The sequence below is a fragment of the Pseudomonas sp. DC3200b2 genome (assembly GCF_049895785.1).
GTDB lineage: Bacteria > Pseudomonadota > Gammaproteobacteria > Pseudomonadales > Pseudomonadaceae > Aquipseudomonas > Aquipseudomonas massiliensis.
Genome location: NZ_JAFCTA010000005.1, coordinates 301,222 through 321,725, shown reverse-complemented (window position 1 = coordinate 321,725; position 20,504 = coordinate 301,222). Strand labels below are relative to the sequence as shown.

Annotated in this window: 15 protein-coding genes and 2 pseudogenes; 3 read left to right on the top strand and 14 right to left on the bottom strand. The window is 61.1% G+C overall.

Translation table 11 applies throughout. The annotated features are described in order from the left end of the window. Positions 1-117 precede the first annotated feature (117 nt). Positions 118-636 carry a glycine cleavage system protein R gene (locus ACP691_RS16650; RefSeq protein ID WP_426151342.1) on the bottom strand — a complete coding sequence of 173 codons (519 nt, stop codon included), beginning with the start codon at positions 634-636 and terminating at the stop codon, positions 118-120. 185 nt (positions 637-821) lie between these two features. Between ACP691_RS16650 and ACP691_RS16645 the strand changes: the two genes are divergently transcribed. Beyond that, positions 822-3,011, top strand: coding sequence for a malate synthase G (locus ACP691_RS16645; protein ID WP_426151344.1), 2,190 nt, complete (start codon positions 822-824; stop codon positions 3,009-3,011). 84 nt (positions 3,012-3,095) lie between these two features. On the opposite strand, the gene ACP691_RS16640 is transcribed toward ACP691_RS16645, so the two are convergent. From ACP691_RS16640 to ACP691_RS16630, 3 genes are all read right to left on the bottom strand, one after another. After that, the gene (locus tag ACP691_RS16640) at positions 3,096-4,430 is read right to left on the bottom strand and encodes an OprD family porin (RefSeq protein WP_426151346.1); all 1,335 of its coding nucleotides are present in this window, start codon (positions 4,428-4,430) and stop codon (positions 3,096-3,098) included. A 267-nt stretch (positions 4,431-4,697) separates the two neighbouring features. After that, entirely contained in the window at positions 4,698-5,141 is a 444-nt protein-coding gene (locus ACP691_RS16635; RefSeq protein WP_426151348.1) for a response regulator, read from the bottom strand. A gap of 215 nt (positions 5,142-5,356) precedes the next feature. Then, entirely contained in the window at positions 5,357-5,860 is a 504-nt protein-coding gene (locus tag ACP691_RS16630) for an ATP-dependent zinc protease (RefSeq protein WP_426151350.1), read from the bottom strand. A gap of 188 nt (positions 5,861-6,048) precedes the next feature. Here ACP691_RS16630 and ACP691_RS16625 point away from each other — a divergent pair, with 188 nt between their 5' ends. Together ACP691_RS16625 and ACP691_RS16620 are read left to right on the top strand one after the other, a co-directional pair. Beyond that, entirely contained in the window at positions 6,049-6,936 is an 888-nt protein-coding gene (locus tag ACP691_RS16625; protein WP_426151352.1) for an acyltransferase, read from the top strand. A 146-nt stretch (positions 6,937-7,082) separates the two neighbouring features. Then, the gene (locus tag ACP691_RS16620) at positions 7,083-7,778 is read left to right on the top strand and encodes an RHS repeat-associated core domain-containing protein (RefSeq protein ID WP_426151354.1); all 696 of its coding nucleotides are present in this window, start codon (positions 7,083-7,085) and stop codon (positions 7,776-7,778) included. A gap of 222 nt (positions 7,779-8,000) precedes the next feature. On the opposite strand, the gene ACP691_RS16615 is transcribed toward ACP691_RS16620, so the two are convergent. From ACP691_RS16615 to ACP691_RS16570, 10 genes and pseudogenes are all read right to left on the bottom strand, one after another. Then, complete coding sequence (locus ACP691_RS16615; RefSeq protein ID WP_426151356.1) at positions 8,001-8,564, bottom strand: DUF2780 domain-containing protein; 564 nt, start codon at positions 8,562-8,564, stop codon at positions 8,001-8,003. A 121-nt stretch (positions 8,565-8,685) separates the two neighbouring features. Then, positions 8,686-11,091, bottom strand: coding sequence for a glucose/quinate/shikimate family membrane-bound PQQ-dependent dehydrogenase (locus ACP691_RS16610; protein WP_426151358.1), 2,406 nt, complete (start codon positions 11,089-11,091; stop codon positions 8,686-8,688). Between the two features lie 408 nt (positions 11,092-11,499). Then, a pseudogene (locus ACP691_RS16605) lies at positions 11,500-11,687 on the bottom strand (IS256 family transposase); the annotation flags it as partial. Positions 11,688-12,198: 511 nt separating this feature from the next. Then, positions 12,199-12,396 (bottom strand): annotated as a pseudogene (locus ACP691_RS16600) (RHS repeat-associated core domain-containing protein); the annotation flags it as partial. Between the two features lie 553 nt (positions 12,397-12,949). Further along, positions 12,950-14,149 carry a formaldehyde dehydrogenase, glutathione-independent gene (gene fdhA, locus ACP691_RS16595; RefSeq protein ID WP_426151360.1) on the bottom strand — a complete coding sequence of 400 codons (1,200 nt, stop codon included), beginning with the start codon at positions 14,147-14,149 and terminating at the stop codon, positions 12,950-12,952. A 111-nt stretch (positions 14,150-14,260) separates the two neighbouring features. Then, a complete protein-coding gene (gene purU, locus ACP691_RS16590) occupies positions 14,261-15,118 on the bottom strand; it encodes a formyltetrahydrofolate deformylase (RefSeq protein WP_426151362.1) in 858 nt (285 codons plus the stop codon). A 103-nt stretch (positions 15,119-15,221) separates the two neighbouring features. Beyond that, positions 15,222-15,854, bottom strand: a complete 633-nt coding sequence (locus ACP691_RS16585) for a sarcosine oxidase subunit gamma (protein WP_426151364.1) — start codon at positions 15,852-15,854, stop codon at positions 15,222-15,224. A gap of 30 nt (positions 15,855-15,884) precedes the next feature. Further along, positions 15,885-18,902 (bottom strand): sarcosine oxidase subunit alpha, encoded by a 3,018-nt coding sequence (locus ACP691_RS16580; RefSeq protein ID WP_426151366.1) that lies wholly within the window; start codon positions 18,900-18,902, stop codon positions 15,885-15,887. Then, entirely contained in the window at positions 18,899-19,231 is a 333-nt protein-coding gene (locus ACP691_RS16575; protein WP_426151368.1) for a sarcosine oxidase subunit delta, read from the bottom strand. The genes ACP691_RS16580 and ACP691_RS16575 overlap by 4 nt, the downstream gene beginning before the upstream one ends. 13 nt (positions 19,232-19,244) lie before the next feature. Further along, positions 19,245-20,495: a sarcosine oxidase subunit beta family protein gene (locus ACP691_RS16570; RefSeq protein ID WP_426151370.1), complete on the bottom strand. Its 1,251-nt coding sequence runs from the start codon at positions 20,493-20,495 to the stop codon at positions 19,245-19,247. Positions 20,496-20,504: the final 9 nt, after the last annotated feature.

Here is a 20,504-nt window from a genome sequence, read left to right as displayed (position 1 = left end):
CAAGACCCATGCTTCTGATCATATTTTGATCACCTCTCTACAAACCTTGCCAACCGCGACATGCAGCGTTCACCCCCCAGGTTATCCACAGCTGGGTTCAAGTTTTCCATGAATAACCTAAACGGCTGCCGTCAGATTCAGCTCTACGAGCAATTCGTCCGCCAAGGCTTCGAAGGCTCGCTGCAGGTCCGCAAGCGCAAGACCTTCTGGCACGGCAAGTTGCGCTTGGGCCTGGAATAGCGTCTCGTTGCTCATGGGCGCGGGACACACCGCTGTGGATAAGCGCTCCACATTTACGCCCAGCCCAGCCAGCAACCGAGAGATATCACGCACGATGCCCGGCCGGTCGTTGGCGGTAAGGCTAAGGTCGACCGGCTTCCAACGCCCCGTTTCCAGCGACGCGGTAGGTTCGCTCAACACCCCGATGCCTCGCTCTTTCAACCGCCCGAGCGCCTCTGTCAGCATCGCCTTCTGGCTGGCAGGAACTTCGATCCGCAAGATACCGGCAAAGTGGCCGCCCATGCGCGCCATCTGGCTTTCCAGCCAGTTACCCTGGTGTGCGGCGACACACTCGGCGATGCTTTCGACCTGGCCGGCTTTATCCGGGGCCAGTACAGTCAACACCAGTTGTTCCACGGCGGCTCTCCCTTGGGTTTGGCTCTGCAGTATAGGCAAGCCCCGCCTACCGGCTGCGCTCGGCACGAATTCGCGGTGACCGCTCAGTCTCATTTTGCCTAATGCGAAGGCTCATGTAGTATCCGTGAAAAACCACTACATAACCGAGTGGGTCCCTCCACGCGACACCTTGAGTGAGGCAGGCAATGACCGAGTATGTCCAAGTAGGCAACTTGCAGGTAGCCCAGGTACTGCGCGATTTCGTCAATGACGAGGTCATTCCCGGCAGCGGCCTGGACGCGCAGGCGTTCTGGGCTGGCGCGGCCGAGGTGATCGAGGCCTTGGCCCCGCGCAATCGTGACCTGCTTGCCCGGCGCGACGCGCTTCAAGCCCGCCTGGACGCCTGGCATCAGGCCCGCCAGGGCCAGCCACACGACGCCATGGCGTACAAGGCCTTCCTGCAGGACATCGGTTACCTGGCGCAGACGCCAGCGGAATTCACCGTGACCACCGCGAATGTGGATGACGAAATCGCCCGCATCGCTGGCCCCCAGCTGGTGGTGCCGGTGATGAATGCGCGCTTCGCATTGAACGCCTGCAACGCGCGCTGGGGTTCGCTCTACGATGCGCTCTACGGCACCGATGCCATCAGCGAGGCGCAGGGCGCGGAGCGCGGCAAGGACTACAACCCGGCACGAGGCGCCAAGGTGGTTGCCTTCGCCAAGGCCTTCCTGGACCAGGCGGCGCCTTTGACAGAAGGTTCTCATGCCCAGGCCACCGCTTACTCCGTCGAAGATGGCACGCTGCGCATAACCCTGACGAACGGGCAAAAAGCCGCGCTGGGCAATCCCGCCCAGTTCGTCGGCTATCAAGGGGCGCCGCAGGCACCGCAGGCGGTGTTGCTCGAACATAACCGTTTGCATTTCGAGATTCAGCTCGACGCCAGCAGCCCGATCGGTCGCACCGACCCGGCGGGCATGAAGGACGTGCTGATGGAGTCGGCCCTCACCACCATCATGGACTGCGAAGATTCGGTCGCCGCGGTGGATGCCGACGACAAGGTACTGGTGTACCGCAACTGGCTTGGGCTGATGAAGGGCGACCTGGCCGAGCCGGTGAACAAGCAGGGCAAGGTGTTCACCCGGACCCTCAATCCGGACCGCGTCTATTCAACGCCCAATGGCGAGTCGTTGACCCTGCATGGCCGCTCGCTGCTCTTTGTGCGCAATGTGGGCCACCTTATGACCAGCGACGCCGTACTGGACCAGAACGGCCATGAAGTGCCGGAAGGCATACTGGACGCGCTCTTCACCAGCCTGGCGGCGCTGCACGACCTGCGCGGCAACGGCAGTCGGCGCAACAGCCGCACAGGCTCGGTGTACATCGTCAAGCCGAAGATGCACGGCCCGGATGAAGTGGCCTTCGCCAACGAACTGTTCGCCCGGGTCGAAAGCGTGTTGGGGCTTGCGGCCAATACCTTGAAAATGGGCATCATGGACGAGGAAAGGCGCACCACGGTGAACCTCGAGGCTTGTATCCAGGCAGCGCGCGAGCGCGTGGTATTCATCAATACCGGCTTCCTGGACCGTACCGGGGATGAAATCCACACCTCCATGGAGGCCGGCCCCATGGTACGCAAGGCCGAGATGAAGGCCCAGCCGTGGATCGCCGCCTACGAGAACCGGAACGTGGATGTCGGCCTGGCATGCGGCCTGCGAGGCCGTGCTCAGATCGGCAAAGGGATGTGGGCCATGCCGGACTTGATGGCCGCCATGCTGGAACAGAAGGTCGCCCATCCGCAATCGGGCGCCAACACCGCCTGGGTACCCTCGCCTACCGCCGCGACCTTGCACGCCTTGCACTATCACCAGGTGGACGTATTCGCCCGTCAGGCCGAACTGGCGAACCGCGAGCCCGCCCGGCTGGATGACATCCTGCGCATCCCGGTGGCGCCGGAGGCCAACTGGAGCGAGGAAGCGATCCGCCAGGAACTGGATAACAACGCCCAAGGCATTCTTGGCTACGTGGTGCGCTGGATAGACCAGGGCGTGGGTTGCTCCAAGGTGCCGGACATCCACGATGTAGGGTTGATGGAAGACCGCGCCACCCTGCGGATCTCCAGCCAGCTTCTGGCGAACTGGTTGCGCCATGGCGTGGTGAGCCAGGCCCAGGTGGTGGAGAGCCTCGAGCGCATGGCACTGGTAGTGGACCGTCAGAACGCCTCGGACCCGGCCTACCGGCCCATGGCACCGGCGTTCGGCAGCAATATCGCGTTCCAGGCCGCGCTGGAACTGGTGCTCGAAGGCGCGCGACAGCCCAATGGCTACACCGAGCCGGTGCTGCATCGTCGGCGCCGCCAGTACAAGGCTGCCATGGGTTCGTCCAGCACCGTCTGAACCTATAGGAGCCAGCGCCAACTGGCGAAGCGGCGCGGCAATCGCAAGCTCGCCCGCTTCGCTGGCTCCTGCAGGCTAGGCGGATTACAGCAACGGCAAGCTGTAGCTGACGATCAGGCGATTCTGGTCCTGGTCGTAGTCACCGCTGACGTTGGTGCGCAGCATCCCGTTACGCCAGCCGAAGCCGACACCTTTGAAGGTGCCGCTCTGGACCACGTAGTCCACCGCGATGTCACGTTCCCACTCTTTGGTATCGCTACCGCTGGTGGCTTCGATCCCGGTGCCCTTGAGGTAGGTGACCGAAGCGGTCAGCCCCGGGATGCCAACCTGGCTGAAGTTGTAGGCATACTGACCGAAGCGCGTTTGTTCACCAGCCCGGGTGAAGGTGGAAATCAGACGGTCGGTGAACAGGTAGAGGCTAGCACCGCCAGCGCCTTCGTTGACCAGGCCGCTCTGGTTCAACTGAACGAAGTTGCTGTTATCGGAAACGCTCTGATAACCGGCGGTGAAGGAGTGACCGCCCAGAGCGTAGGTGAAGATGGCGCTCCAGGTGTCGTTGTCGATCTTGCCGTTGGTGCCATTGCTGTACCCACCCACCTTGTAGCCCGCGGCACGGCCACCGGCCGAGTCGTTGGCGCCATCGGCGTCGGTCTTGAAGTAACGCAGGTCAGTCTTGAAGGACTGGTCCTTGCTGATCGGGTAAACGTGCACCAGGCCCGCGAAGTGCTGCTTGTAATAATCTTCCAGGTTGGCGTAGTAGTACTGGGCGGTCAGCTGGTCATTGATCGTGTAGTCGGCACCACCGAACCAGAACTCGTTGCTCTCCTGGGTGCCACCCGATACCGCCATGCCGGTACGGTTGGTGGAGGCACGACCCACCACATGTTCAAGGCGACCAGCCGTCAGCTTGAGGCCGTCGATTTCATTGGAGGTGATCATGCCGCCTTCGAAGGTCTGCGGCAGCAGGCGACCGTCGTTGGACACCAGGATCGGCAGCTTGGGCTGCAGGTTGCCGTAGCGCAGCTCGGTCTTGGACAGGCGCACCTTGCCGGTCACACCCGCGTGGCTCCACTGGTCTACCGCGTCACCATTGGACTCCGAAGGAATCATGGTGCTGCCCTGGTGACGGCCGCTGCCACTGTCCAGGGTCAGGCCCAGGAGCGCCTGGGCATCCAGGCCGAAGCCTAGGGTCCCGTCGGTGAAGCCGGATTTATAGTCGAGAACGAACCCTTGCCCCCACTCGGCCAGCTTGCTGCCCGCGCTTGAGGTTTGTTCCCGGTAATCGTTATTGAAGTAGAAGTTGCGCATCGACAGCGTAGCCTTGCTGTCCTTGATGAAATCGGCGAGGGCCAGCGTTGGCAGGCACAACCCAGCGCCCACGGCCAATGCGCTCAGCCGAGTCTTGGTGGTTACAGTCATTTGGTGCTCCCCATGTGTTTCTAATTTTTGCGGGGGCATAGATATCAGGCAGGTGACATGTCTTGCAATGGTGTGTTGCGTGTTATGTAACAAGCCGATGCGCTTCAATACGCTTGAGGAAGGAATCCAAGACTTGGAGAAACGCCAAAAAGCTATCAGTTGGCTTGATATGCATTAAAATTCGCCGATAAATGCAATCCAGGGACTAGGTTTTTTGAAAGCAGGCTATGCAAAAAAGATCTGAAGAATGGAGTTTTTATTCGGACGTCAGTTCATACCCAGCTCGCGCCTAACCAGGGTAATGAGCTGATAGGGATCAATGGGTTTCAGGAGAAAGTCTACGACGCTCAAGTGCATGGCCTCGATCGCATCTTTTACACCAGCGTCGCCTGAAACGATGATGATAGGCAGCGCCGCTCGCTCTGACTCGCGTATCCGGCGTACAAGGTCCAATCCCGAGGCGGGCGCCATGCGTAGGTCTGTAACCAGCAAGCCTAGGGTACGGTCGCTCATCAGCAGCTCGAAGGCCGATTGGGCATCGCTCGCAGTCGAAGCCTGCACCCCATGCAAGGCCAGAATCTGCGCCAGCAACTCACGGGCATCAGCATCATCGTCCACAATGAGCACGCCCGGAGGCGCCAACCTGGGCACCAGCAAAATCTCATTAAGGGCCTCGCGCTCCTCGTCGCTGAGGATATCCAGGTCTGACATCGGGCTCGCCATCCGTTACTTGCAAAACAGGTCTGACGCGCGCCTTGGCCAAGCCGGCGGGCGCGACAGGCTGCATAAGGTGCAGCATAGCCCTGCGCTTGCCAACCTGAAAAAGCCCTGTTTCACAAGCGATACCTACAACCGGCGTCAGTTGGCCTCGTATCGCGACCAGGCGGGCCTCAGGCGATACTCCTTACCAATCCCGATACCTACGGCTAGCATTCAGGCTGGCCGGCGACATAGCGCCGCGCCGGATTCACCGCCGCGCCGAACTCGCGCAAGCCCTTGGCGCCAATCAGCAGGGGATAGTTGAAGCTGCTACGGTCGGTGAGGTTCACCTCGATAGTCTGCTTGACATCGCCCAGGCACATTTCCAAGTCGATTACGGGGCGATGAGCAACCTCGACCCCCTCTTCGTCCCCATCGTTTTCATCAGCACGGCTTTTGATTCGGCTCGTACGGGAAACCTTGTGCTCGTACACCTTGCCGTCCGAGTCCTTGGTGGCAAGCTGGAAGCGTACCCAGTCTTCGCCGTTGCGGATGAAGGTTTCGATATTGCGCGCTGACAGCGAAGCCGTGAGCGCTCCGGTATCCATCTTGGCTTTGAGCGTCTGGCCCAGCTCTGGCAGCTTGAAGTATTCGTAGCGGCCATACAGGGTAGGTTCGGCGGCCAAGGCCGGTAGCGATAACAGCGACAACAGGGCAAGCACGGCTTTCACGGACGTATTCCTTAGGGGGCGCGAAAAATTAGAGCGTTGCGCGACTATAAGTTCGGCAAAAGCTAAGGTAAGGGCAAGTGGAAGAAGAAAAAGTAAAACTTTCGTGAAGTCCCGCTCAGTCGGATGCATTTGGCGCAGCCGCGACACCCCATTATGATGTCGGCCTCCTTTCATATACGAGTGCGTTCATGCTTCGCCTGCTCAATGGCTGCCTCACCGCTTCGCTGCTGCTCATCAATACCCTGGTATTCATCGGCCCGTTGACAGTGCTTGCATTGGTGAAATTGGTGACACCGCCCCGCATGCGCGACAGGGCGTCTCGTGGGGTGATGTGGATCGCCGAAACCTGGGCGGAGATCGACAAGGCCATCTTCGCCCTGTGCACGCCTACTCGCTGGGACATTCGTGGCCTGGAAGCGCTGCATGTGGACGCGTCCTACCTGGTGGTGAGCAATCACCAGTCGTGGGTGGACATTCCGGCACTGATCCAGGCGTTCAACCGCCGCGCGCCCTTCTTCAAGTTTTTCCTCAAGAAAGAACTGATCTGGGTACCGCTGCTGGGCCTGGCCTGGTGGGCGCTGGACTACCCTTTCATGAAGCGCTACAGCAAGGCATTCCTGGACAAGCACCCACACCTGCGTGGCAAGGACCTGGAGATCACTCGCAAGGCATGTGAGCTATACAAGCGCCAGCCGGTAACCGTGGTGAACTACCTGGAAGGCACTCGCTTCACCCAGGCCAAGCATGACCAGCAGGCCTCGCCCTTCCGTCATTTGCTCAAGCCGAAGGCTGGCGGCGTGGCTTTCGTGCTCGCCGCCATGGGCGCCCAGCTGAATCAGTTGCTGGACGTGACCGTGGTCTATCCCAGCCAACGCATTCCCGGATTCTGGGACCTGCTCTGCGGCCGGGTGAACAAAGTGATCGTGGACATCCGCGCCCGCGCCATCGACCCGGCCCTTATCCAGGGCGACTATGAGAACGACCCCGCCTTCCGTCAGCAGGTGCAGGCCTGGGTGAACGAGTTGTGGGCGGAAAAGGATGCCCGCATCGAAGCGCTACGGGCGCGGCACGGCTAGGGCCCAGGCGTTCCTATGGGCGGCGACAGGAATAAAAGAGCCAAGCGGACATAGAGGGTTTGCTTTCGCGCATCTACCTGTCCTGTCAGGTACTCAAGGTTTGCAAAGCGGCGTACGTTCGAGCTTTGTTCAACCGAGGCAAAGATATGAGACTGCTGGCTTCAGACTCATTGCATACCATCCTTCAGGCTGGAAGCTCCAGACGAAGCTACATGCCGTTTGGTGCGGCGCTACCCTGGGGCTCTGGCAACTCAGGCTTACATGGGCAGCTGAACGAGCCGAATCTCCATGGTTACCTTCTAGGCCATGGCTATCGGCATTATCTGCCTACGCTCATGCGGTTCGCCAAGTCGGATTCTCTGAGTCCGTTCGCGGCAGGAGGGCTGAACAGCTACGCATTCTGCATGGGTGAGCCTGTCAACCAGCAGGATATAAGCGGCGCCGCTCCACTTCCAAAACTACTCAGATTATTCAAGAAAACCCCAAAGTTTGATACTCAGTTTCCTGTAACGATCAGAAACGCCAGTAATGGTCGAACGCTGGTTGTCGCCGACGAAGCCAACGCTAAGCTGATCTTCAAAACGACCATGAAATTCAGCGCCGATGCCTGGACTGATGTCGACTCCCTCCGCACTGGGAACAACTTTTTACAGTTGACTGATCGAGCTTTCAGAAAACAGGAGATGCTCAAAGACTTGAGTAAGGACTTACGTGTCTCACGCACTTATTACGAAAGGCGAGCTCGGAAGGTGAACCACCTGTTTCCGGAGTGGCCAGGCCCATGGAGGGAACCTGGGCCAATGGTTAACCACCGGCGGGCGGTGCCGAATGAGTACCGATAGTGTTTCCTGACTCTGATCAGGGAAGGCAGCGTTCAAACCGCCTTCTTCTTGAACCGACCCGTGCTTGGAAGACAGGGCCTCTTACCACTGTGTAAAGGATGCAGAAATCACCAACGAGGCTTGCAAGCCGTACAAGCGCCAGCGGTGACTACAGTGAGTTCCTCGAAAGGCCCGTTCCGTAGAGAAAGACACCTGTATCGAAGCGCCAAGGTTGCGGCATGCTTAGGGCTTGGCACCCCACAGGGAGGCCAGGCTGGACAGCGCCGAGCCGTTGGCGCCCTGCTGGCCCAGATACTGAAGAATGATGGGCGCGAACTGGCTGACCATAGTGCTGTTCATGCCCAGCTGGGTGAAGGCGCTGTTCATGTCCTGGGCGGTCTTGACGTTCGTCAGGGCATTGTTCAGCGCGTTGGCTTTCTGGCTATCCGACTTGCCCATCAAGCCACTCAAGCCCACCAGCCCGCCCAGGGCATTGTTGCCGGAGAGCTTGTCCAGGCCCGGAACCGACTTGCTAAGCTCCTTGTATTGGGCGGCGGGTAGTTGATTCTTCGCCAGGCCCAGCATCGCCCCGGTACCGCCAATGGCCTGCTCCGGCGTGATGTTCAGTTGGGTACCCAGCGTATTCAACAACCCCGCCGCCGGTGCCGCGGCAGCCACAGGCGCGCCGTTCTGCTTGCCGTTCTGCAGGGTAGCGGCGGCATTCACCGCGTCATTGAGGTTGAAGGCCATGGCCTGGCCGGCTACCAGAGCAAGGGAAAACGCCAGCAGGCTGGGTGAGATACGCATCGGGTACTGCTCCTGAAACACATACGGAAGACCCTTATTGGACGCGACTGGGCCAAAGGGTTCAACCTCCGGCCTCGATAAAGGAAGGCAGAGCCAAGCCCGCCTTCCGATCGAAGCGGGATCAGTCCCGATCTGGCAAAGCGAACGCCATCACCATATCTCCACGGTCCGGGGACTGGCGCGCGCCGCCCACGGTCAGCAGCACGTACTGCTTGCCGGTTTTCGGCGATACATAGGTCATGGGGCCGGACTGACTACCTACTGGCAGGCGAGCCTTCCAAACTTCGTTACCCGTGCGCGAATCATAGGCGCGCAGGTAGAAGTCCTGGGTGCCGGCGAAGAACACAAGCCCGGACTGAGTAGCCAGGGAGCCGCCCAAGGTAGGCATGCCAATCGGGATCGGCATATGCATGCGGATACCCAGCGGGCCGGTGTCCTGGACGGTGCCCACCGGCACCTGCCAAACCATTTTCTTGGTTTTCAGATCGATCGCCGACATGGTCCCGAACGGCGGCTTCTGGCAAGGGATGCCTACAGCCGAGAGGAAGCGCTGACGCATGGCGCCATAGGGAGTGCCCACTTGAGGCACTACGCCCATTTCGATGCCGTTGGAGTTCTTCGGCATGTTCTCGCGCTTGATCATGTAGTTGGCCAGGCCCAGGCGCATGTCGTTCACGAACATATAGTTCGTGGTCGGGTCCACCGACACGCTGCCCCAGTTCATGCCACCCAGGGAGCCTGGGAATTGCAGCGCGTGATCCAGCCCTGGCGGCGTGTAGACGCCTTCATGGCGCATGCCCTTGAAGCTGATGCGGCACAGCAATTGGTCGAAAGGTGTCGCGCCCCACATGTCCGCTTCGGCAAGGGTCTGGTTGCCAATGTTCGGCAGCTCCACCGAGAACGGCTGAGTCGGCGAATAACGTTCGCCTTCCAGGTTGCCTTGAGGTACCGGACGTTCTTCCACCTTCGCCAGCGGCACGCCGGTTTCCCGGTTGAGCATGAAGATCATGCCCTGCTTGGTTACCTGCACCAGTGCCGGATCGGTACCGCCGTGATCGTTGGGCACATCGTAGAGCAGCGGCTGGGCCGGCAGGTCGAAGTCCCAGAGGTCGTGGTGGGTGGTCTGGAAGTGCCAGCGCACCCGGCCAGTGCCCACTTCCACCGCCACGATCGAGGAACTGTACTTGTCGTCCTGCGCCGTGCGAGTGCCGCCGAAGAAGTCCGGCGTGGCGTTGCCAGTGGGCAGGTACACCAGGCCGAGCTTGGCGTCATAGGCCATGGCCGACCATACGTTCGGCGTGCCGGGAGTGTAGGTCTGACCGGCAGGCGGACGCTTGGTGGTGTCCGGGTTGCCCGGATCGAAGGCCCAGGCCAGTTCGCCGCTGTGCACGTCATAGGCACGGACCACCCCCGGCGGCTCGCCAGTGGACCAGTTGTCCGCTACTCGGCCACCTACGATGACCTTGTCACCCGCTACGAGTGGCGTAGAGGTTTGCTGGTAGAAGCCGGGCTTGACCTCACCCATGTCTACTTTCAGATCGACCACGCCGTGGTCGCCGAAGTCTTCGCAGGGCTTGCCGGTATCGGCGTCGAGGGCCACCAGACGAGCATCGCCGGTGGGCAGGAAAAGTCGCTTTCGACAGGCCGCGGCCGGTATCGAAGCCGCTGACGCAACGGCCACATCCATGACAGCGGTGGCGGAGGCCTCGGCGTCGTCGTGGTATCCCAGGCCACGGCAGCGCTGCCAGTTAGGCGCGCTGCCCTTGGGATCGAAGGTCCATTTCTGCGTACCGGTATCGGCGTCCAGGGCGAATACCTTGCCGTAGGCGGTGCAGGCGTAGACGGTATCGCCGATTTGCAGAGGCGTGTTCTGGTCTTCGGCGCCCGCGCCTGTACTTTGCGGAATGTCGCCGGTGTGGAAGGTCCAGGCGACTTGCAGTTTGCTCACGTTCTCCCGGGTAATCTGATCCAGCGCGGCGAAACGGTTGCCGTGCGTGGTATTGCCCCAGTGCTCCCAGTTCTTCTGCTCACTGCCTGGCGCCACAGGTTGCACCGGAGGCGCGGTTTCGCTGGCCACCAGAACATTTTTTGGCGAGAACATCGCCACCAAGGTAGCGACCACGCCTACTGCCAGCACACCGGCAATACCGTAAGCCGCGCGGCCGCCGGGCTGACCAGCGGCGCGCTTGAGGCTGGGGTACGCCAATGCCACTACCAGCGCGATCACGGCGAAGGTCAATACACGCGAGACCAGCGGCCAGTATTCCCAGCCCGCGTCCCATACTGCCCAAAAGCCAGTCAACACAAATGCTGCGGCATATATCCAGGCGCCCCGAGGATCACGCCGGGCGATCAACAGGCCGGCCACGATCATGGCCAGCCCCATCAGTAAAAAGTACCAGCTCCCGCCCAAGGTCGTCAGGTAAACACCCCCCGCCCCAAGGAACAGGCCCAGAAGCGCGATGATCACGCCCAAGGCTCCCAGAAGCAGATTTCGCGGGCCTGCCGCACGATTTTCAGTAGTCATCAACCCTATACCTTGATTTCTTCATTCTTCGACCGAATCGGCTGCATCGAGCAAACACTCAGCCCCAGGTCAACAATGCTTATTAACCAACCAGTTCGTTTTCCAATAGTACCAAAACCGGCCGTTCAGCTGCGACAAATTGGCTCACCTGTACAGGAAGAAAGACTGTTACGCCCCGAGCAATAATTCAGCGTTCCGTCTTCCCTACCGGGTAGCCCTTGCAATGCTTGACACGTCGTAGCTGGCGATGCACCCGAACGACCGCTGGTAAAGGTTAGTCGACTGCTACCCAGGCATACCGCATCGAAGACTGACACCTAGCCATAGGGCGCCCTCGAAGCCCGTTCTAGTCGCCCTTGAGTCATGCAAGGGCGATACAGAGCCTTTCGTGGACACGGTGCTTTCCAATCATGTCCCGAGGGGAGTAGTGCAACTCGTGATGGCTCTGGCCACCAAGTTTGCCGTTTGGTCGGCCACGGCCGATAGCTTGGCCCGTGGACTGTCGTTGACGACCTCGTAAACCTCCAACCGTATATATCGCCTTCGCAGGCACGGCTGTTCTGCTCCAATAGCACCGCGCCTACCAGCCGCGCTGCAGAGTCGCCTCGATAAACACTAATGGATGGCCTGTCGGGCGACGTCGAAACCCAGACCTTCGAGGTAGCGAGCCGGCCGCTCCAGCCTCATGGCATCAGGGCGAAAATGCCCCGAGTGATTGGTCAGGAGTATTTCGCCAAGCGATCCTTTACTCAGCATTCCAGCGCTCTCGACCGGTGCGCCAGGCATAAGCTCCGCCACGACCGCGTGGGATATATAGCGCTGGCCACCCTTGGCCCCGCTGGGGGACACAATGAGTCGATCGTCGGCAAAGACAAACTTGTATTCAACACCTGTATCGAGTCGCACAACGTCTGGCGTCGTGGTGATAATACGCCGAGGATCTTGCCTATAGTTTTCTGCGAACAGGTTGTACTCAGCTTCCAAGTGTTGCGGGTATCCGTTACGCAGCCCCTTGACGCTAGTATCCCTGGAAACCTTGGAGCCCCCGCGTGATTTCCTGACGCCACGCCCGAGCAACCGCCTAAAGAGTTTCGCTATGGAGGCCGCGCCGCTGGGGTCGATCCTGTTGACAGGATCACTCAGGCAATAGCCATAAGCATTGCGGCCGCCATGCCCGAAAGGCGAAAGCACGTCGGGCTGAATGAAACGGCCAAGAGAAGAAAGGTAGGCTCGATAACCACGCCCGACCACAAGTCCCGACTGTGGTACTTCGAATTTTTTGCCTTTGTAGTAGGTCGATTGCATCAAGTCCCGAAAGTGCGCCCCGAAGGGGGTCATGCGCCCACCCGGCAGTGAATGAGACCCGCTCATCAACCAGTCAGTCTTTATTGATCGAAAGGAATTTTGAGACCCCAAGACATTGTCCTCGAATTTTAGTTTTACAGCGATGCAACTTATACAGTCTCATTCAGGGAACCCTATGCTGTAAACCTGACCAAATATCAGGAAAGTTTTATCGGGGTTTTCCAGTATCGCGATCATGACACTTCTTGACGGCTCACTGTGGTACTGGGAAGGGTATTGTCGCCACCCTGGTAGCCTTTGCCGGCAACCAAGGTTGGTCTGGCGTAAACGGGCGAGGCTGCCGCGACCTTTACATACCGACAGCGGGTTTCACTTACACTGGGCAGTTATTTTCAAGCTTGAATCGGCCGCCCCCTATTAAGGCCGAATAAGAAGTTAAGACGCCATTCAGGAACAACCTTCGTTCACGGATATGGAGCGCAATATTCCATCTCAAGACCTTATACCGTTAGGCGAAACGGAAGCGCGCCGCAGCGTCGCGCTTCCGTTTTTATCATGCCGCGCTGAACAATCCATGCGGGTCGATCACGAATTTCTTCGGTACCCCCGCATCGAATTCGCCATAGCCCTGGGGCGCCTGATCCAGGCTGATCACCTGCACGCCGACCACCTCGGCAATATTGATTCGGTCCCACATGATGGCTTGCATCAGTTGCCGGTTGTATTTCATGACCGGAGTCTGCCCGGTGTGCAGGCTGTGGGACTTGGCCCAGCCCAGGCCGAAGCGGATGCTCAGGCTGCCCAGCTTGGCGGCGGCGTCGTGGGCGCCGGGGTCTTCGGTGACGTACAGGCCGGGGATGCCGATTTTCCCGGCCACGCGGGTGATCTGCATCAGCGAGTTGAGTACCGTGGCGGGCGCTTCCTGTTGCGCGCCGGCGTGGCCATGGCCGCGGGCTTCGAAGCCGACCGCGTCCACGGCACAATCCACTTCCGGCTCGCCCAGGAGATTGGCGATCTGTTCGTGCAGCGGTGTGTCCTGAGACAGGTCGGCGACCTCGAAACCTTGAGCCTTGGCGTGAGCAAGGCGCGTAGGGTTCACGTCGCCGACGATCACCACCGCGGCACCCAGTAGCCGGGCCGAGGCAGCGGCCGCCAGGCCTACCGGGCCAGCGCCAGCCACATACACCGAGCTACCTGGCCCGACGCCAGCCGTCACCGCGCCATGATAGCCGGTGGGCAGGATGTCCGAGAGGCAAGTGAGGTCACGAATCTTTTCCATGGCCTTGTCGCGGTTGGGCAGCTTGAGCAGGTTGAAGTCCGCGTAAGGCACCAACACATATTCAGCCTGCCCTCCAGTCCAGTCGCCCATGTCCACATAGCCGTAGGCACCGCCGGCACGGGCCGGGTTTACCGTCAGGCATACGCCCGTGTGTTGCTCCTTGCAGGAGCGGCAACGACCACAGGCCACATTGAAGGGTACCGACACCAGGTCACCGATTTGCAGATGCTCCACGTCGCTGCCCTTCTCGATCACCTCGCCGGTGATTTCGTGGCCCAGTACCAGGCCCACCTGGGCGGTAGTGCGTCCGCGCACCATGTGCTGGTCCGAGCCGCAGATGTTGGTGGAAACGACTCGCAGGATCACGCCATGCTCGATCTTGCGGCCGCGGGGGTCTTGCATCTTCGGGTAGGCGATGGGCTGGACTTCGACCTTGCCGGTTCCCAGGTACACAACGCCACGATTGTCAGCCATGCTTGTTTTACCTCGCTCTTGTTGTTTTTTTGAGCCCCAAGCTTCACGCAGCAAGCTGCAGGAGACGGCTATGCACGCGAGCTTCGTGCCGCTTACGGCTTGCAGCCGTTTCTAAAGCACTACCGTGCGGTTTGCGTTCAGGAACACCCGCCGCTCGATGTGATAACCCACGGCCCGGGCCAGGGTGAGGCACTCGATGTCCCGCCCCTTGGCCACCAGGTCTTCGGGGTAGTGGGCATGATCCACAGCCTCGACGCCCTGGGTTATGATTGGCCCTTCGTCCAGATCGTTGTTGATGTAGTGGGCAGTGGCGCCCACCAGCTTCACACCCTTGTTGTAGGCCTGGTGGTAGGGCTTGGCACCCTTGAAACCAGGTAGCAGGGAGTGATGGATGTTGATGGCCCAGCCATCGAGTCGGCGGCATAGCTCTGGCGAGAGCACTTGCATGTACCGGGCAAGGATCACCAGTTCGGCGCCAGTGGCCTCGATCACATCGAGCACCTTCCGCTCCTGGGCAGGTTTGTCAGCCGGGTCCAGCGGGAAATGATGGTAGGCAATGCCGTGCCAACGGGCCAGGGGCTCCAGGTCGGGATGATTGGATATCACCGCCGTCACGTCCATGTTCAGCTGGCCGATGCGCTGACGATAGAGCAGGTCGTTCAGGCAGTGGTCCGCCTTGGACACCATGATCACTACCTTGGGGCGGTAACCGGGCGCGGTCAGCTCGATGTTCATGTCGAAGCCGCCTACTCGCTCCGCCAGGCCGGCGCGGAAGCCTGCTTCGTCGAAGCCGGCGGGCTGGCGGAACTCGATACGGATGAAAAAGCGCGTCGAGAGGCGGTCATCGAAAGAGTGATGCTCCGTTACATAGCAGCCTTGCTCGAACAGGTAGCGGGTCACGGCGTCCACTGTGCCGAGGCGGCTGGGGCAATCGGCCGCGAGAATCCAGGTGTCGGGGTTGCGGCTCATGGGGCTCTCCGAATGTAGGGTGGAGCTGTGGGCAGGGCCTGCCGGCGAACGGGCAGCAAGGCTTCCGAATTCGCCAGCGGACCCTGGCTCCGACGCGAACAGATTAGTCCACGACCGCCAATCCATATTCCGCGCTTGCGTCCTGCAGCCAGAGCCACCAGTAATCGGCGAAACTACGTCGTATCACCAGCTCCCAGGTGTCTTCGCCCATGCGCCGGATATTGAGCTGCGACTTGGCGAATACCGTGCCCACGCCCTTGCCCACTGGGAAATTGTTCGGATGCACGTCATAGCTGGTCGATTTCATCAGCACCTGGCGCACATTCGGTCCGCTCAGCTCTAGCACTGTCTGCCCACCGCTCACATTGACGACCTGGATGTGCAGCCCCGCCAGAGCCTCGCGCAAGCGCTGCTCCAGGGCATACTCCTCGCCACGCGGGCAGATCAGCAACCACTCATCCGGGCCCATCCATTGCAGCGTGGTTTCGCCGCTCCCTACCACGTTCAGCGCCATGGGCAGCTCCAGGCCCAGGGCCTTGTGCACGCCTGCGGCGAAGGCCGGGTCCTTGGCATCGCCGCGCAAGCTAAGGTGCCCCAGCAGCTTTTTTTCCCGCAGCGTTACACCAGCACCTGCACGGCCCTTGCCCACCAGGCTGGGGAGGTCGGCATGGTGCAGTGGCGACTCGGCCTTGGCCGTCTCTTCAGGTCGCTGGGCATATACGTTGACTGTGCTCATTTCAAAGGCCTTCCGTTAAGGAGTGGTGGCTCATACGTTTTGCCGCTCACCTTTAGGGTCAACGAATACCGAACCGCAGATCTCCGCCTCGATGGAGCGGCCGTCGGCCAAGGGTGCCCACACCTTCTGCCCCATGCGCTTGAGCCCGCCCTTGACCACCGCCATGGCGAAGGAACGGCCCAAGGTGCTGCTCATGTAGCTGGAAGTCACGTGGCCGACCATGTCCATGGGAATGGGTTGTCTGGGGTCGAATACCAGTTGCGCGCCTTCCGGCAATACACGGTTCGGGTCCACCGGCTTGAGCCCTACCAGTTGCTTGCGGTCTTCGCGAACGCAGTCTTCACGGTTCATGCCGCGCCAGCCGATCCAGGAGAACGGTTTGGTCCGACCGACGCACCAGCCCATGTTGAGGTCGTCAGGCGTCATGGAGGCATCGGTGTCCTGACCCACAATGATGAACCCCTTCTCGGCTCGCAGCACGTGCATGGTTTCGGTGCCGTATGGCGTGAGGTTGTAGGCCTTGCCCGCTTCGGCAATGGCTTCGAGCACGCCCATGGCATAGTCCGCCTGTACGTTCACCTCGTAGGAAAGCTCGCCGGTGAAGGAAATCCGGAATACTCGCGCCGGTACGCCCGCCACCTTGCCCTCCTTCCAGGTCATGAATGGGAAGGTGTCTTTGTCCAGGTCGATGTCAGTCACCTGGCTTAGCAGCTTGCGGCTGTTGGGGCCGGAAAGAGTCAGGGTCGCCCAGTGATCGGTGACTGAGGTGAAATACACCTTCAATTCGGGCCATTCAGTCTGGTGGTACAGCTCCAGCCACTGCAACACCCGCGCGGCGCCGCCGGTGGTGGTGGTCATCAGGAAGTGGTTGTCGGCCAGGCAGGCAGTCACCCCGTCGTCGAAGACCATGCCGTCTTCCTTGCACATGAGGCCATAACGCGCTTTGCCCACGTCCAGCTTGGTCCAGGCGTTGGTATAGACGCGGTTGAGGAATTCCCGGGCGTCCGGCCCCTGGATATCGATCTTGCCCAGGGTCGAGGCGTCCAGCAGGCCCACGCTTTCGCGCACGGCCTTGCATTCACGCGCCACGGCGCTATGCAGATCCTCGCCTCGACGAGGGAAATACCAAGGCCGTTTCCACTGGCCCACGTCCTCGAACTCAGCGCCCTGCCTGACATGCCAGGCATGCAAGGCGGTAAAGCGCACGGCGTCGAACAAGTGGCCACAATTGCGCCCCGCTACCGCGCCAAAGGTCACGGGCGTGTAGTTGGGGCGGAACATGGTGGTGCCCATCTCCGGAATGGAAATGCCCCGCGAACGGGCGGCGATGGCCAGGCCGTTGATGTTGCCCAGCTTGCCCTGGTCGGTACCGAAGCCCAGCGCGGTATACCGCTTGACGTGCTCCACCGACTCGAAGCCTTCGCGTGTGGCCAGTTCGATGGCGGCGGCGGTGACATCGTTTTGTTGGTCCACGAATTGCTTGGGGGCACGCGCGGTGGTCTTGTCGTGGGGTACCTGGAACAGCGCCAGGGCCGGTTCCTCGGCCCGGCTCACGGTCTTGGGCAGCACGCCCTCGACGATCTTGAAGCCGGTCTCGGCCGCGGCACGAGCGCCGCCCTCGAAGCCATCGGCCAGGGCATCACCCAGGCTGTAGACGCCGTTGATTCCGCCCACGCAGACGCGCTTCTGCGGCGCCTCGCCCGGCACGAAGCCGAGAATATCTTCACGCCACACTGGCCGGCCGCCCAGGTGAGATGCCAGATGCACCACCGGGCTGTAGCCCCCGGAGCTGCCGACCAGGTCACAGTCCAGCCATTCCCCCGGGCTGGTGACTTTCATGGCGCGAGGATCGATGGCAGCTACCCGGGCGCCGGTGACCCGGCGCGTACCCCGAGTTTCGATGACTGCGCTACTGGTCAGCACAGGCACGCCCTGGGCACGGGCCTCATCGACCAGCGCGCCACGTGGGTTGGGCCGAGCATCCGCGACGGCCACGACTTGCAAGCCCGCCTCCAGCCAATCCAGCGCGGCCCGGTAAGCGTGATCGTTGTTGGTGCTAAGCACCAGCCGCTTGCCCGGAGCTACGCCATACCGACGCACATAGGTGGAGATGGCGCCGGCCAGCATGTTGCCCGGCAGGTCGTTATTGCCATACACCAAGGGCCGTTCGTGGGCCCCGGTGGCGAGCACGACGCGCCCGGCGCGGACCCGGTGTACCCGCTGGCGCACCTGGCCTATCGGCGCGCGGTCGCCGAGGTGGTCGGTAAGGCGCTGATGGATGGTCAGGAAGTTATGGTCGTGATAACCATTCACAGTGGCGCGCGGCAGCAAGGTGACCTCGCTCAGCCCGCCCAGCTCAGCCAGTACACGAGCGACCCATTCCCCGGCGGGGCGACCGTCCAGGGTTTCCCGGGTATCCAGCAGGCTGCCGCCGAATTCTTCCTGCTCGTCGGCCAGGATCACCCGCGCGCCACTACGGGCCGCCGCCAGGGCTGCCGCCAGGCCGGCAGGGCCCGCGCCTACCACCAGCACATCACAATGCTGGTTCATGTAGTCATAGGTATCGGGGTCGTTCTCCAACGGGGAACGGCCCAGCCCAGCGGCCTTGCGGATGTACTTTTCGTAAGTCATCCAGAAGGACTGCGGATACATGAAGGTCTTGTAGTAGAACCCCGGCGGCATGAGCTTGCCGCCCACCTTGCCGAGGATGCCCATCATGTCATTGTTGACATTGGGCCAGCCATTGGTGCTGCTAGCCACCAGGCCCGGATAGAGGGCCTGCTGGGTAGCACGCACGTTGGGGATCTGCGTCGCTTCGGTAGCGCCCAGTTGCAGCACGGCATTGGGCTCTTCGCTGCCAGCGGCGACGATGCCTCGTGGCCTGGAATACTTGAAGCTACGCCCGATCACGTCCACGCCGTTGGCCAGCAGGGCGGAGGCGAGCGTATCGCCTTCAAAGCCGAGGTAGCGCTGGCCGTTGAAGGTGAATTCGATGCGTTTGTTGCGGTCGACACGGCCGCCGTGGGACAGGCGATTGACCTGGCTCATACCTTTTCCCCTTGCACGCGCGCCTGGCCCGGGGCTTGCGCCACGGGCTTCTGAGTGACCTGGGGCTTGGCCCCGATCGGGTAGGTTTCGTAGATCTCGTAGGTAAGGGTGTCGCGGCTCATGTTGAAGTAGCGGCGGCAACCGGCCGCGTGGTTCCAAAGTTCGTGGTGGATGCCACGCACGTTGTCACGGAAGAACATGTAGATGCCCCACTCCTCGTCGCTACAGGCGCCGGGGTCCAAAGGGCGGGCGATATGCGCTTGGCCGGCGACCTGGAACTCCTCTTCGGAACGGGTTTCGCCGCAGTACGGACAGAAGATGTGCAGCATGATGAGGCTCCGGTCAGTGGGCGACGGCGGCGGCGCCGTGTTCGTCGATAAGGGCGCCGTTGTAGAAGCGCTCGATGGAGAAGGGCTTGGCCAGCGGATGCATTTCGCCCTTGGCCAGGCTGGCGGCGAAGACATTTCCTGAACCCGGGGTGGCCTTGAAGCCGCCGGTGCCCCAGCCGCAATTGAAGAAGAGGTTCTTGATCGGAGTTTTGCTGATGATCGGGCAGGCATCAGGGGTGGTATCGACGATGCCGCCCCATTGCCGGTTCATGCGCACTCGGGAAAGGATCGGGAACATCTCGACGATGGCCTGCAGGGTATGCTCGATCACAGGATAAGAACCACGCTGACCATAGCCGACCCAGCTATCGATACCGGCGCCTATCACCAGGTCGCCCTTGTCGGACTGGCTGATGTAACCGTGTACGGCGTTGCTCATGATCACGCTGTCGATGATCGGCTTGAGCGGCTCGGACACCAGCGCCTGTAGCGGATGAGACTCCAGCGGCAGACGGAACCCCGCCAGGCCAGCCATGTAGCCGGAGTTGCCGGCGGTGACCACCCCTACCCGCTTGGCGCCGATGAAACCACGGTTGGTTTCCACGCCTACCACGGCGCCGTTTTCCTTGCGGAAACCCGTGACCTCGGTTTGCTGAATCAGGTCCACGCCCAGGGCGTCGGCCGCCCGGGCGAAGCCCCAGGCTACCGCGTCGTGGCGGGCAACGCCGCCGCGCCGTTGCACGGTGGCGCCCATGATTGGGTAGCGAGTATTCTTCGAGCAATCCAGGTAGGGAATTTCATCGGCCACCTGCTGGGCATTCAGCAATTCCCCGTCCACCCCATTGAGGCGGTTGGCGCTCACGCGGCGCTCGGAGTCACGCATGTCTTGCAGGGTATGACAAAGGTTGTAGACGCCCCGCTGGGAGAACATCACGTTGTAGTTCAGGTCTTGGGAAAGGCCTTCCCAGAGCTTCATGGCATGCTCGTACAGGTGTGCCGATTCGTCCCACAGGTAGTTGGAGCGCACGATGGTGGTGTTGCGCGCGGTGTTGCCACCGCCCAGCCAGCCTTTTTCCACCACGGCGACGTTAGTGATGCCGTGCTCCTTGGCCAAGTAATAGGCCGTTGCCAGGCCATGTCCGCCGCCGCCCACGATGACCACGTCATAGACCGGCTTGGGCGCGGGTGTGCGCCACATGCGCTGCCAGTTTTCATGATGGCTGAGGGAGTGCTTGAAAAGGCCGAAGCCTGAATAACGCTGCATAGTCGGTAC

Bases quoted from the DNA above. Each gene is read 5' to 3' on its own strand.
- ACP691_RS16580 (WP_426151366.1), bottom strand. From the start codon at position 18,902: ATGAGCCAGGTCAATCGCCTGTCCCACGGCGGCCGTGTCGACCGCAAC.
- ACP691_RS16570 (WP_426151370.1), bottom strand. From the start codon at position 20,495: ATGCAGCGTTATTCAGGCTTCGGCCTTTTCAAGCACTCCCTCAGCCAT.
- ACP691_RS16625 (WP_426151352.1), top strand. From the start codon at position 6,049: ATGCTTCGCCTGCTCAATGGCTGCCTCACCGCTTCGCTGCTGCTCATC.
- fdhA (WP_426151360.1), bottom strand. From the start codon at position 14,149: ATGGCTGACAATCGTGGCGTTGTGTACCTGGGAACCGGCAAGGTCGAA.
- ACP691_RS16575 (WP_426151368.1), bottom strand. From the start codon at position 19,231: ATGCTGCACATCTTCTGTCCGTACTGCGGCGAAACCCGTTCCGAAGAG.
- purU (WP_426151362.1), bottom strand. From the start codon at position 15,118: ATGAGCCGCAACCCCGACACCTGGATTCTCGCGGCCGATTGCCCCAGC.
- ACP691_RS16610 (WP_426151358.1), bottom strand. From the start codon at position 11,091: ATGACTACTGAAAATCGTGCGGCAGGCCCGCGAAATCTGCTTCTGGGA.
- ACP691_RS16645 (WP_426151344.1), top strand. From the start codon at position 822: ATGACCGAGTATGTCCAAGTAGGCAACTTGCAGGTAGCCCAGGTACTG.
- ACP691_RS16615 (WP_426151356.1), bottom strand. From the start codon at position 8,564: ATGCGTATCTCACCCAGCCTGCTGGCGTTTTCCCTTGCTCTGGTAGCC.
- ACP691_RS16585 (WP_426151364.1), bottom strand. From the start codon at position 15,854: ATGAGCACAGTCAACGTATATGCCCAGCGACCTGAAGAGACGGCCAAG.
- ACP691_RS16640 (WP_426151346.1), bottom strand. From the start codon at position 4,430: ATGACTGTAACCACCAAGACTCGGCTGAGCGCATTGGCCGTGGGCGCT.
- ACP691_RS16620 (WP_426151354.1), top strand. From the start codon at position 7,083: ATGAGACTGCTGGCTTCAGACTCATTGCATACCATCCTTCAGGCTGGA.
- ACP691_RS16635 (WP_426151348.1), bottom strand. From the start codon at position 5,141: ATGTCAGACCTGGATATCCTCAGCGACGAGGAGCGCGAGGCCCTTAAT.